Source organism: Pseudomonas baetica (assembly GCF_002813455.1).
Taxonomy (GTDB): Bacteria; Pseudomonadota; Gammaproteobacteria; order Pseudomonadales; family Pseudomonadaceae; genus Aquipseudomonas; species Aquipseudomonas baetica.
Map to the genome: position 1 here is coordinate 4475104 of NZ_PHHE01000001.1, position 12213 is coordinate 4487316.

Genomic DNA, 12213 nt, shown 5'->3' on the forward strand with positions numbered 1-12213 from the left:
TTTGCTTGAATTAATCGCCAATATGGCGGGAATGCCCCGGAAAACGGGGACTTAACGCTGACCTTTGGCCGCAGTCAGTTGGGTGATCTGACCGTTGAGCTGGCTAATGCGCCGCGCCATGCTCTCGATCAGGCTGTGGGCGATCTTCGGATTGCTGCGGGTCATGCTCAAAAACTGATCACCTGGAATCAGCATCACCGTGCTCGCTTCACGGGCAATCACCGTGGCATTGCGTGGCTCGCCGGTGAACACCGCCATGGCGCCGAAAATCTCATCCTTGGGCACTTCACCGACCTTGTGCCCATCGACAAAGGCTTCGGCATGCCCATCGATGATCACAAATACGTGATCGGCGGCATCGCCTTGCTGAATCAGCACCTCACCCGCTTCAACCCGTTTGAAACCGTTGGTACTGCGAAACTCTCGCGGTTTAAGTTCGGCCACAGCGTGGACGAGAATCGCCATTTGTCCGAGCAGATACTCGACAAATTGATCCGCACGATGGGTGTCGGCAAACAAATGCTGGAACACGTCACTGCGACGATAGGGCTGCAGGCGTAGCGGCCCGTCACTGCACAAACGGCAATCGGTCCAGGCGTCGCCCCGCTGAAGGCCGATCAAATCGCCTTCCTGCCAATAAAACAGTGGCCGTGCGCCGATGTAGCCGCTGATCACGCCTTCGGTCAGCAGAAACACCTGATCGGCAGGCAACGGCGCCAGCAAGTCATCAGTTATTTCCAGCTCAAGCGCCGGCCCGCACTGTGCAAGCCCTTCCAGCCATTGCGCAGGCAAGTTCTGCAAACGGTTGATCAGTGCGTCGGCAAAAGCCGATTGTTCCCCAAGCAGGTACATGGCGGTCAGTGCCCGTTCAATTCTTGTGACGTGAGGAAATAGCGTCGAGTTGTTTGTTCAAGGCGTCCTTGCGCTCTGCAGGGATGTCATTCCAATGCACATCCATCAACGCGCCTTCGATCGCATATAACAACACCTTTGATGCACGAAACCCGCGGGTACGCACGGCCCTGTAGGCGTCGACCGCACCCAGGCGACGCAAGTCGGAGGCGCTGTGGATGCCCACGGCATGCAGCCATTGCGCCGACGTCTTGCCAAGATTCTTCAGGTGTTGCAGTTCATCATTCATCAAGCCTCCTTGCGACGGCCGAATGGTGCGTGGGCGAGCTTCTCAGGAGTGTAGCCATCAGTAGGAAAAGCGTGGTTGTTTGGTCGGATTCAACGCAAACGCTTCTAAGAAACGACAACCGGAGGGGGTGAAAGACCTGCGAACGCAGAAAGAAGGGGGCAAACAAATATCAAATGTGGGAGCGAGCCTGCTCGCGAAAGCGGTCTTACTTTCACGATCAGGGTAACTGACACTCCGTCTTCGCGAGCAGGCTCGCTCCCACAGGGTGGGGTGTGGTGTCAGAGATATCAGCGAGTGCGATAACGCAGACGCGTTCCGAAATTCATCGACATCAAAATCTCGTCAGCGCTGAGCTCTGGCGGGAAGTAAGCCCCCGAAATCTGCGCATGGGCGAGGCTTGCGCCCTCCAGCGATGCGTTACGGAAGTCGATGCCACGCAAATCGGCAGAACGGAAGTACGCGTCCCGGAAATCCACGCCATCGGCATTCAGTTCACGCAGGTCGAGGCCACGGAAGTCGCCACCGACCATATCGATCGGGCCATCCTGCGGGCGTTCCTTGTTGAAACCTGTGATGTCATCTTTGTGCAGCAGGGCATACAGCGGGGAATCGAGAAGTTTCGGCTGGCTCATGTCATATCACCGTTGGTTTTATGACGCCAGTATAGTGCCACTATTTGGCGGCCGTGAAGCAAGCGAGGGCTTCACGGCCGAAATAGTTTCTTACAGGCCTGGCAGGCGTTGGCGGATCTGCGCCACGACAGTGTCCAGCGTGCCGGATTCATTGGTCTGCACGCGTTTGCTGCGCAGAATCTCCTCCGGCGTCAGCGCTTCGCGATTGGCCTGTTGCGCTTCAATCACAGCCAACGTAGCGTCGGACGGATCCTGTTTGTCGGCCTGACGAATCGCCAGCCAGCTCTCGATCACCGCTTGCGGAGCATTGCAGTCGAGGATCAGGAACGGCGTACCCGTGGCTTCAGCGATTTTTGCCGCGCTGTCGCGTTGTTCACGCTTCAGATAGGTCGCATCAATGACCACCGGGAAACCGGCGTGCAGGATGACTTCAGCGATTTCATGCAGGCGCGCGTAGGTCTTGGTGCTGGCGTCGGCGCTATAAATGCCGGCCTGCACATCATTGGCGACGGTTTGCTCGCCGAACAGACGCTTGCGTTCAACGTCCGAGCGCAGACGAATCGCGCCCAGTGCTTCGACCAGACGCATGGCCACGTGGCTCTTGCCGACAGCGGAAACGCCGTGGGTGATGGCCATGAAGCGCGAAGGAATGGTGCTGTAGCTTTCCGCCAGGTTGGCGTAGTTGCGGTACTGGCGCAGGGTGGTGGCGCGTTGCACCGGAGTCGCGTCTGCCGGCATGCTGAACAGTGCAACCTTGGCACGAACCAGGGCGCGATAGGCTTTATAGAAGTTCAGCACTTCCAGGCCTTGATAGTCGCCGGTCAACTCCAGGTATTGGCTGACGAAGCGACGAGCGAGCGATTTCAGACCGCGGTCTTCAAGGTCCATCGCCAGGAAGCCAGTGTCGGCCCAGACGTCGGTGAAGCGGAACGGTTCGTTGAATTCGATGCAGTCGAAAATCACCACTTTGCCGTCGATGACGGTGGCGTTGCCCAGGTGGATGTCACCGTGGCATTCGCGGGTAAAACCTTCGGCCTTGCGCTGAGCGAACAGCGGCTTTAGGCGCTCGAAGCTGCTTTCGGCCCAGGCTTTCAGAGCCTCGAGTTGCAGCAGATCGTTTTTGTCGCTGAGGAACGGCAGGATCTGTTCGAAGTTTTGCGACACCGGTGCCATCACGCTGTCCGGGGTGCCAGCGTCGTGCTCGGCTGGGACTTTCGGCGCGGTGAGGTGGAACTTGGCGATCTGTTCAGCCATTTCGTCGATATGCTGAGTGGTCAGCTCGCCGTTGGCTTGCAGGGTGCTGAGCAAACCGGTCTGTGGGAACTGACGCATTTTCAGCACGTATTCGATGGCCGGGCCATCGCCGCCCAGTTGCGGTGCCTCGACGCTACCGGTGACCGGCAACACTTCCAGATACAAATCTTCGGTCAGGCGCTGGTTCAAACGCAGCTCTTCACCGCAGAAATGCTCGCGTTGTTCGAGATGGGTGAAGTCGAGGAAGCCGAAATTAACCGGCTTCTTCACTTTGTAAGCGAAGGGCCCGGTGAGGATCACCCAGGAGATATGGGTTTCGATGACCTGAAACCCTTCAACAGGGTGCGGGTAGAGGGCCGGGTTTTGCAGGGCAACGATCAGTGATTGGCTCACGGGCGATCCTTCAGAGACTGGGGGGAAATCGAGGTCGCCATTATGGCCGCTCGCCAGCGCTACGCAAACCTCGGAGCGCTCCTGTTGAGTATGAATAAAGTGCGTATAATCCGCCGCCATGACTCGAACTCGATCCCCCCGTACCAAGAAAAAACCACCTGCCAAGGGCCTGCGCCCGTGGTTGGGCTGGGCCATTAAACTCAGCCTGGTCGGCCTTGTGGTGCTGGCCGGCTTCGCCGTTTACCTCGATGCCGTGGTGCAGGAGAAGTTCTCCGGCAAGCGCTGGACCATCCCGGCCAAGGTATACGCGCGCCCGCTCGAGCTGTTCGTCGGACAAAAGCTCAGCAAGGACGATTTTCTCACCGAACTCGACGCCCTCGGCTATCGCCGCGAAGCCGTGAGCAACGGCCCGGGTGCCGCAGCGGTCAGCGGCAATACCGTCGATCTGAATACCCGTGGCTTCCAGTTCTATGAAGGCCTGGAGAAACCGCAACCGGTGCGCGTGCGCTTCTCGGGCGATTACGTCGCCGAGTTGTCGGCCACCAACGGCTCGAAACTGTCGGTGGTTCGACTTGAACCGCTGATGATCGGCGGGATTTATCCGAAGAATCTCGAAGACCGCATTCTGATCAAGCTCGATCAGGTGCCTCCATACCTGCTGGAAACTCTGGTCGCTGTCGAAGACCGCGATTTCTATAGCCATTGGGGCGTGTCGCCGAAGTCGATTGCCCGCGCCATCTGGGTCAATACTTCGGGCGGCAAGATGACTCAGGGCGGCAGTACGCTGACTCAGCAGTTAGTGAAAAACTTCTACCTGACCAATGAACGTAGCCTGACCCGCAAGCTCACCGAAGCGATGATGGCGCTGTTGCTGGAGCTGCATTACGACAAGAAAGAAATTCTTGAGGCCTACCTCAACGAAGTCTTCGTCGGTCAGGACGGTCAGCGCGCGGTGCACGGTTTCGGTCTGGCCAGTCAGTTCTTCTTCGGCCAGCCTCTGTCCGAACTGAAGTTGCATCAGGTCGCGATGCTGGTGGGCATGGTCAAAGGCCCGTCCTATTACAACCCGCGTCGCAACCCCGAGCGTGCACTTGAGCGTCGTAATCTGGTGCTCGACGTGCTTGAGCAACAAGGCGTGGCAACCGCGGAGCAGGTTGAAGCGGCGAAGAAAATGCCATTGGGCGTGACCACTCGCGGCAAACTGGCCGACAGCTCCTTCCCGGGCTTTATCGATCTGGTCAAACGCCAGTTGCGCGAAGACTATCGCGACGAAGACTTGACCGAAGAAGGTCTGCGGATCTTCACCAGTTTCGACCCGATCCTGCAGATGAAAGCCGAAGCGTCGGTCAACGACACCTTTAAACGTCTGTCCGGGCGCAAAGGCTCCGATGACGTTGAAGCGGCGATGGTCGTGACCAATCCGGAAACCGGCGAAGTCCAGGCGATGATCGGCAGCCGACAGGCGAGTTATGCCGGTTTCAACCGCGCGCTGGATGCGGTGCGGCCGATCGGCTCGTTGATCAAGCCAGCGGTGTATCTCACTGCGCTGGAAAAACCGAGCCAATACACCCTGACCAGTTGGTTGTCGGATGATCCGTTGTCGGTCAAAGGTGCGAACGGTCAGGTGTGGAAACCACAGAACTATGATCGTCGTTCCCACGGCACAGTCTTCCTCTATCAAGGCCTGGCGCATTCCTACAACCTGTCGACCTCGCGTCTGGGTCTTGAGGTGGGCGTACCGAATGTCCTCAAGACGCTCGGGCGTCTGGGCGTGACCCGTGAATTTCCGGCATTTCCGTCGATGTTGCTGGGTGCCGGCGGCATGACCCCGATCGAAGTGGCGACCATGTACCAGACCCTCGCCAACGGTGGTTTCAATACGCCGATGCGCGGGATTCGCAGCGTACTGACCGCCGAAGGTGAGCCGCTCAAACGGTATCCGTTCCAGATCGAGCAACGTTTCGATCCGGCGTCCATCTACCTGATCCAGAACGCCATGCAGCGCGTGATGCGCGAAGGTACCGGCAGTTCGGTTTATAACGTGCTGCCGAAAACCCTGACGCTGGCCGGCAAGACCGGTACCAGTAACGACTCGCGTGACAGCTGGTTCGCCGGTTTCAGTCAGGACTTGCTGGCGGTGGTCTGGCTGGGTCGCGATGACAACGGCAAGACACCGTTCACCGGGGCCACCGGTGCGTTGCAGGTCTGGACCAGTTTCATGCGCAAGGCCGATCCGCTGCCGCTGGACATGCCGCAGCCGGACAACGTCGTGCAGGCGTGGGTTGATTCGCGTACCGGGCAAGGCTCTGATGCCAACTGCCCGGGGGCGGTGCAGATGCCGTATATTCGCGGCAGCGAACCACCACCCGGCGCTGCATGTGCAAGCGAAACGCCTGCGTCTGGCGAGTCGGTGATGGATTGGGTCAAGGGCTGGATGAATTAAGCAAAGAGGGTTTCAAGTGAACAAGTGGTTGATTCCAGCGGTGACCGCCGTGGCTTTGCTCAGCGGCTGCTCTACCGTACAGCGTGGTTCGATCCCGGTAGTCGATTCGGGCACGGCCGTGTCCAACAGTGAACGTATTTCCGCCAATGGCGGCTTCCGCCAAACCACGGTCAAGCGTCCTGTGCAGGCTCAGACTCAAGCCATTCCACAAGGCGACACGGGTGTCGTGGTGATGGTGCCGGGTGGCGGTGCGACAACATCGGCACCGATCAGCGCTGCGCCGATCGTTCCGGGCCCGGCGTCCGGCGGTATTACGTCGGGGCCGTACAACCCGTCGTCGGTTCAGTCGGCACCGGTCAATTCCGGCAGCTACAGCATGCCTTCGACGCCAAGCGGCATTCCTTCGGCCAGCAGTGGCGGCGGTCTGTCGGCAGACGAGCAACTGGATGGTCCGGTACTCGCCTTGCTGACCACCGCCCAACAGCAACAGGCCGGTGGCGATCTCAATGGTGCGTCTTCCAGCCTGGAGCGTGCGCAGCGTGTTGCCCCGCGTGAGCCGCAAGTGCTTTATCGCCTGGCGCAGGTGCGTATGGCCCAAGGCGATGCGCCGCAAGCCGAACAGTTCGCCCGTCGTGCCCTGACCATGGCCAACGGTCGTCCAGACCTGCAAGCCAACCTGTGGGACATCATCGCCCAATCCCGTGAGAAACAGGGTGATTCCGCTGGCGCTGCTCAGGCCCGTCAGAAGGCCAAGGTTTCGCTGTGATGGATGTTCGGTTCCCGAAAATCGCCGATCAGTTGCTGCTGATCGAACGTGAGCTGCGTACGCAGGGATGGTGGGATGAAGTCTCGCCGTCTGTTGAGGCTTTGAGCAGTGTCGAGCCGTTTTCGGTCGACACGCTCGATTTCGAGCAGTGGCTGCAATGGATCTTCCTGCCGCGGATGAAGATGATCCTCGAGCAGGATCTGCCGCTGCCGAACGCCTCGGGCATTCAGGAAATGGCGGAAATGGTCTTCGCCCAGCGCAATTTGCAGGGCAAGGATCGGCAACTGCAGGTCCTGCTCAAAGAGTTCGACCTGCTGATTACCGCTTCGCGCTAGCGCCGATCCCATGCAGGAGCTGGCGCAGGCTGCGATCTTTTGATCTTGTTCTTGAAAGCAAAGATCAAGAGAACGCAGCCTGCGGCAGGTCCTACAGGTATCTATTCACAATTCTGTGCTATCTGCTTCTGCGCTTCGACGATGCGCTCTTGTCGTTGTGCATCGTCTAGCCGACGCGTTTCTCCCTCCACTTCCTCACGCAAACGCGGATTGTTCTGCAATTGCGCCAGGTTCGTGCGTGCCTGCTCGCAAAACGCCTTGAGTTGCGCTTGTTGATCGGCGACTTGTTTCTTGATCTTGCTATCGATGGCCTTCTGATCCCCCAGTACACCACTGCCCGGCGTAACCGCAGGTTTCGGCGCAGGCGAGGAGGGGGGCTGCACGATGGTGGACGGCTGGCCCTGTGGTGGCTGCGCGTCGAAGTGTGTGACACCTTGGGCGTCGACCCATTTGTAGATTTGAGCGGCCATGCACCACGGGCTGAGGCCGATCAGCAGGGTTAACAGAAGCATTCGCATGCTGATTCCTTGGCAAAATTGCGCAATTGACGCTAACAGAGTAGCTGTTTTCAGGTTTTTTCTTGCGTTCTCATGTGCTTACCCACAATTAACCACATAGACGACTTGACTTGGAGAGGGCGAAACAGAAGAATCCAAAGTCCGCTGTAGAGGGACTGCCAGAAGCAGACCCACTCGGTAGATCATGAGGCGCACATCCGCGCCGACCTGTTACACCCGCAACGCGTTACCTCGCGCTGGGTGGGAAAGGCCCGCAACACTTGGGACGATCCCAATACTTGCTCAGTCAGTGCTGACGTAGTCGGCGACCACCGTCGCTCATGCTCTGCCGAGAAGTAAACCTATTAAGACCCGTCCCATTTTTCGTGGGCGGTATTCTGGCGTTTTAGAGGTGAACAACGTGGAGCTTTTATCTGGCGGTGAGATGCTCGTCCGCTTCTTGCGTGACGAAGGCGTCAAATATATCTACGGGTACCCGGGTGGTGCTCTCCTGCATGTTTACGATGCCCTGTTCAAAGAACCGGAAGTGACCCACATCCTGGTTCGTCACGAACAAGCGGCGACCCATATGGCTGACGGCTACGCCCGTGCCACCGGTAAAGCCGGCGTGGTATTGGTGACTTCCGGTCCAGGCGCCACAAACGCCATCACCGGTATCGCCACGGCCTATATGGATTCGATTCCAATGGTGATCATTTCCGGTCAGGTGCCAAGCACCATGGTCGGCACCGATGCGTTCCAGGAAACCGACATGATCGGTATCTCCCGGCCGATCGTGAAGCATAGCTTCATGATCAAGCACGCTTCGGAAATCCCGGAAGTCATGAAGAAGGCCTTCTACCTGGCGCAATCCGGTCGTCCGGGCCCGGTCGTGGTCGATATCCCGAAAGACATGACCAACCCGGCCGAGAAGTTCGAATACATCTTCCCGAAGAAAGCCAAGCTGCGTTCCTACAGCCCCGCCGTTCGCGGTCACTCCGGGCAAATCCGCAAGGCGGCAGAAATGCTCCTGGCGGCCAAGCGCCCTGTGTTGTACTCCGGCGGCGGCGTGATTCTGGGCAACGGTTCCGCACCGCTGACTGAACTGGCGAAAATGCTCAATCTGCCCGTGACCAATACGTTGATGGGCCTGGGCGGTTTCCCGGGTACTGATCGTCAGTTCATCGGCATGCTCGGCATGCACGGCAGCTACACCGCCAACCTGGCGATGCACCACGCTGACGTGATCCTGGCGGTCGGTGCGCGTTTCGACGATCGCGTGATCAACGGCCCGGCAAAGTTCTGCCCGAACGCCAAGATCATTCACATCGACATCGACCCGGCTTCGATCTCCAAGACCATCAAGGCTGACGTGCCAATCGTTGGCCCTGTCGAGAGCGTCCTGACCGAAATGGTCGCGATCCTCAAGGAAATCGGCGAGACCCCCAACAAGGAGTCCGTGGCCAGTTGGTGGAAGCAGGTTGATGAGTGGCGCGGTGATCGCGGCCTGTTCCCTTACGACAAGGGCGACGGCAGCAAGATCAAGCCGCAGACCGTGATCGAAACCCTGTGCGAAGTGACTAAGGGCGATGCCTTTATCACCTCCGACGTGGGTCAGCACCAAATGTTCGCTGCGCAGTACTACACGTTCAACAAGCCTAACCGCTGGATAAACTCCGGTGGCCTGGGCACCATGGGCTTCGGTTTCCCGGCGGCCATGGGTATCAAGTTGAGCTTCCCGGATGACGACGTTGCCTGCGTCACCGGTGAAGGCAGTATCCAGATGAACATCCAGGAACTGTCGACCTGCCTGCAATATGGCTTGCCAGTGAAAATCGTCATCCTGAACAACGGTGTTCTGGGGATGGTGCGTCAATGGCAGGACATGAGCTACGGCAGCCGTCACTCGCACTCGTACATGGAATCGCTGCCTGACTTCGTCAAGTTGGCTGAAGCCTATGGCCACGTTGGCGTGCGCATCACCGATTCGAAAGATTTGAAGTCGAAGATGGAGGAAGCGTTCGCCATGAAGGATCGCCTGGTCGTGATCGATATTTCGGTCGACACCAGCGAGCACGTCTACCCGATGCAGATCAAAGACGGCTCGATGCGCGATATGTGGCTGAGCAAGACGGAGCGTACTTAATCATGCGGCACATTATTTCCTTGCTTCTGGAAAACGAACCCGGCGCTTTGTCTCGCGTAGTCGGCCTGTTCTCGCAGCGCAACTACAACATCGAAAGCCTGACCGTGGCCCCGACCGAAGACCCGACCCTGTCGCGTCTGACGCTGACCACCGTTGGCCACGATGAAGTCATCGAGCAGATCACCAAAAACTTGAACAAGCTGATCGAAGTGGTCAAGCTGGTGGACCTCTCGGAAAGTGCTCACATCGAGCGCGAACTGATGCTGGTCAAGGTCAAGGCCACTGGCGCGCAGCGCGCTGAGATCAAACGCACTACCGATATTTACCGTGGACAGATCGTCGATGTCAGCGCCAGCGTGTATACCGTTCAATTGACCGGTACCAGCGACAAGCTCGACAGCTTCATTCAGTCCATCGGCACCGCATCGATTCTGGAAACCGTCCGTAGCGGCGTGACCGGCATTGCCCGCGGCGACAAAGTACTCAGCATCTAAACCAATTAGCGAATGGCCTGAACGGCCTGGATATATAGGGGAAATTCATGAAAGTTTTCTACGATAAAGACTGCGACCTGTCGATCATCCAGGGCAAGAAAGTTGCCATCATCGGTTATGGTTCCCAGGGCCACGCCCAGGCGTGCAACTTGAAAGACTCCGGTGTCGACGTTACCGTTGGTCTGCGTAAAGGTTCGGCCACCGTTGCCAAAGCCGAAGCTCACGGCCTGAAAGTGACCGACGTTGCTTCCGCGGTTGCTGCGGCCGACCTGGTCATGATCCTGACCCCGGACGAGTTCCAGTCCTCGCTGTACAAGAACGAAATCGAGCCGAACATCAAGAAAGGCGCCACCCTGGCCTTCTCCCACGGCTTCGCGATCCACTACAACCAGGTTGTTCCGCGCGCTGACCTCGACGTGATCATGATCGCGCCGAAAGCCCCGGGCCACACCGTGCGTTCCGAGTTCGTGAAGGGTGGCGGTATCCCCGACCTGATCGCGATCTACCAGGACGCATCGGGCAACGCCAAAAACGTTGCACTGTCCTATGCTGCCGGTGTTGGCGGCGGTCGTACCGGCATCATCGAAACCACCTTCAAGGACGAGACTGAAACCGACCTGTTCGGCGAACAAGCCGTTCTGTGCGGCGGTACCGTTGAGCTGGTCAAAGCCGGGTTCGAAACCTTGGTTGAAGCTGGCTACGCGCCGGAAATGGCCTACTTCGAGTGCCTGCACGAACTGAAGCTGATCGTTGACCTCATGTACGAAGGCGGTATCGCCAACATGAACTACTCGATCTCCAACAACGCTGAATACGGCGAGTACGTGACCGGTCCTGAAGTGATCAACGCCGAATCCCGTCAGGCCATGCGCAACGCCCTGAAACGTATTCAGGACGGCGAATACGCCAAAATGTTCATCAGCGAAGGCGCAACCGGCTACCCTTCGATGACCGCCAAGCGTCGTAACAACGCCGCTCACGGTATCGAAATCATCGGCGAGCAACTGCGCTCCATGATGCCGTGGATCGGTGCCAACAAGATCGTCGACAAAGCCAAAAACTAAGTCGTCCCTTGTACGAAAAACGCGGCCTCGGCCGCGTTTTTTCGTTTGCGTCGGTGGTTCTGGTATAAAGCTGCATCGTTTGTGGCCGAACTGTCGTCCTCAAGCATCTGTCGAAATTTCTTCAAACCGTTGCAAGGTAATGTCCATGAGCGAACGTCCCGAAGAGCCGAGCAAGGCTTCTGACGCCGAAAGCCTGCTGCCCATCGATGAACACATCGAAGAAGGGCACGACGCAGAAGGTCGTAAAGTCCGGCATCGTGGTATCTATCTGCTGCCGAATCTGTTCACCACTGCGAACCTGTTCGCAGGGTTCTATTCCATCATCAACTCGATGAGCGCCCAGGCTGCGTTGAGCGCCGGGGACTCGGCGAACGCGAGCAAGTATTTCGCCTTCGCCGCGATCGCGATTTTCGTCGCCATGGTGCTCGACGGTCTCGACGGTCGAGTGGCGCGCATGACCAATACGCAAAGTGCGTTCGGCGCCGAGTATGACTCGCTGTCCGACATGGTCGCCTTTGGTGTCGCCCCGGCGTTACTGGCCTTCGGTTGGGCACTGGGTGACATGGGCAAGGTCGGCTGGATGGTCGCCTTCATCTATGTGGCGGGTGCGGCGTTGCGTCTGGCGCGCTTCAACACTCAGGTTGGCACTGCGGACAAGCGCTATTTCATCGGTCTGGCCAGTCCGGCGGCTGCTGGTGTGGTGGCAGGGATTGTCTGGGCATTCAGCGATTACGGCATTCAGGGTTCGAAGATGTCGTTCCTGGTCGCGTTGATGGTGGCGGCCGCCGGCATGCTGATGGTCAGCAACATCAAGTACAACAGCTTTAAGGAGCTGGACCTGAAGGGCCGCGTACCGTTCGTGGCGATCCTTGCGGTGGTGCTGGTGTTCGCCGTGGTCTTCAGCGATCCGCCGCGCATTCTGCTGCTGGTGTTCCTCGCCTACGCCGCTTCTGGCCCTGTGCAGTACCTGTTGCATCTTCGTCGGCACAAAAAAGCCGAGTGATGTAATTTCCCGCATACTCCGCAGTCTATGGGTGCATCTGTCCTC

General features: G+C 58.2%; 12 protein-coding genes. 7 read left to right on the forward strand and 5 right to left on the reverse strand.

The features are described from left to right. Positions 1 to 51 precede the first annotated feature (51 nt). The 4 genes from ATI02_RS20720 to ATI02_RS20735 form a co-directional block, all read right to left on the reverse strand. A complete protein-coding gene (locus ATI02_RS20720) occupies positions 52 to 852 on the reverse strand; it encodes a Crp/Fnr family transcriptional regulator (protein WP_100847204.1) in 801 nt (266 codons plus the stop codon). A gap of 16 nt (positions 853 to 868) precedes the next feature. Next, on the reverse strand, positions 869 to 1141 hold the full coding sequence (locus ATI02_RS20725; protein ID WP_064392505.1) for a TfoX/Sxy family protein: 273 nt from the start codon (positions 1139 to 1141) through the stop codon (positions 869 to 871). 287 nt (positions 1142 to 1428) lie between these two features. Next, positions 1429 to 1773, reverse strand: coding sequence for a pentapeptide repeat-containing protein (locus tag ATI02_RS20730; protein ID WP_095189266.1), 345 nt, complete (start codon positions 1771 to 1773; stop codon positions 1429 to 1431). 90 nt (positions 1774 to 1863) lie between these two features. Continuing rightward, positions 1864 to 3420 (reverse strand): bifunctional aminoglycoside phosphotransferase/ATP-binding protein, encoded by a 1557-nt coding sequence (locus ATI02_RS20735; protein WP_095189265.1) that lies wholly within the window; start codon positions 3418 to 3420, stop codon positions 1864 to 1866. Between the two features lie 118 nt (positions 3421 to 3538). Between ATI02_RS20735 and mrcB the strand changes: the two genes are divergently transcribed. The 3 genes from mrcB to ATI02_RS20750 are packed head-to-tail and all read left to right on the forward strand — an operon-like array spanning position 3539 to position 6964. Then, the gene (mrcB, locus tag ATI02_RS20740; protein ID WP_100847205.1) at positions 3539 to 5863 is read left to right on the forward strand and encodes a penicillin-binding protein 1B; all 2325 of its coding nucleotides are present in this window, start codon (positions 3539 to 3541) and stop codon (positions 5861 to 5863) included. A gap of 16 nt (positions 5864 to 5879) precedes the next feature. Next, entirely contained in the window at positions 5880 to 6629 is a 750-nt protein-coding gene (locus tag ATI02_RS20745; protein ID WP_100847206.1) for a tetratricopeptide repeat protein, read from the forward strand. Next, positions 6629 to 6964 (forward strand): YqcC family protein, encoded by a 336-nt coding sequence (locus ATI02_RS20750; protein WP_095189262.1) that lies wholly within the window; start codon positions 6629 to 6631, stop codon positions 6962 to 6964. Before ATI02_RS20745 ends, ATI02_RS20750 begins: the two co-directional genes overlap by 1 nt. A gap of 101 nt (positions 6965 to 7065) precedes the next feature. Here the strand turns inward: ATI02_RS20750 and ATI02_RS20755 are convergent, their stop codons facing one another. Then, positions 7066 to 7482 carry a DUF4124 domain-containing protein gene (locus tag ATI02_RS20755; RefSeq protein WP_095189261.1) on the reverse strand — a complete coding sequence of 139 codons (417 nt, stop codon included), beginning with the start codon at positions 7480 to 7482 and terminating at the stop codon, positions 7066 to 7068. 400 nt (positions 7483 to 7882) lie between these two features. On the opposite strand from ATI02_RS20755, the gene ATI02_RS20760 reads away from it, so the two are divergent. From ATI02_RS20760 to pssA, 4 genes are all read left to right on the forward strand, one after another. After that, positions 7883 to 9607: an acetolactate synthase 3 large subunit gene (locus ATI02_RS20760; protein ID WP_095189343.1), complete on the forward strand. Its 1725-nt coding sequence runs from the start codon at positions 7883 to 7885 to the stop codon at positions 9605 to 9607. Positions 9608 to 9609: 2 nt separating this feature from the next. Then, positions 9610 to 10101, forward strand: coding sequence for an acetolactate synthase small subunit (gene ilvN / locus ATI02_RS20765; protein WP_003176102.1), 492 nt, complete (start codon positions 9610 to 9612; stop codon positions 10099 to 10101). Positions 10102 to 10148: 47 nt separating this feature from the next. Next, the gene (gene ilvC, locus ATI02_RS20770; RefSeq protein ID WP_003228216.1) at positions 10149 to 11165 is read left to right on the forward strand and encodes a ketol-acid reductoisomerase; all 1017 of its coding nucleotides are present in this window, start codon (positions 10149 to 10151) and stop codon (positions 11163 to 11165) included. A gap of 145 nt (positions 11166 to 11310) precedes the next feature. Continuing rightward, positions 11311 to 12168 carry a CDP-diacylglycerol--serine O-phosphatidyltransferase gene (gene pssA / locus ATI02_RS20775; protein WP_095189260.1) on the forward strand — a complete coding sequence of 286 codons (858 nt, stop codon included), beginning with the start codon at positions 11311 to 11313 and terminating at the stop codon, positions 12166 to 12168. Positions 12169 to 12213 lie beyond the last annotated feature (45 nt).

Bases quoted from the DNA above. Each gene is read 5' to 3' on its own strand.
- ATI02_RS20720 (WP_100847204.1), bottom strand. From the start codon at position 852: ATGTACCTGCTTGGGGAACAATCGGCTTTTGCCGACGCACTGATCAAC.
- ATI02_RS20725 (WP_064392505.1), bottom strand. From the start codon at position 1,141: ATGAATGATGAACTGCAACACCTGAAGAATCTTGGCAAGACGTCGGCG.
- ATI02_RS20730 (WP_095189266.1), bottom strand. From the start codon at position 1,773: ATGAGCCAGCCGAAACTTCTCGATTCCCCGCTGTATGCCCTGCTGCAC.
- mrcB (WP_100847205.1), top strand. From the start codon at position 3,539: ATGACTCGAACTCGATCCCCCCGTACCAAGAAAAAACCACCTGCCAAG.
- ATI02_RS20750 (WP_095189262.1), top strand. From the start codon at position 6,629: ATGGATGTTCGGTTCCCGAAAATCGCCGATCAGTTGCTGCTGATCGAA.
- ATI02_RS20755 (WP_095189261.1), bottom strand. From the start codon at position 7,482: ATGCGAATGCTTCTGTTAACCCTGCTGATCGGCCTCAGCCCGTGGTGC.
- ilvN (WP_003176102.1), top strand. From the start codon at position 9,610: ATGCGGCACATTATTTCCTTGCTTCTGGAAAACGAACCCGGCGCTTTG.
- ilvC (WP_003228216.1), top strand. From the start codon at position 10,149: ATGAAAGTTTTCTACGATAAAGACTGCGACCTGTCGATCATCCAGGGC.
- pssA (WP_095189260.1), top strand. From the start codon at position 11,311: ATGAGCGAACGTCCCGAAGAGCCGAGCAAGGCTTCTGACGCCGAAAGC.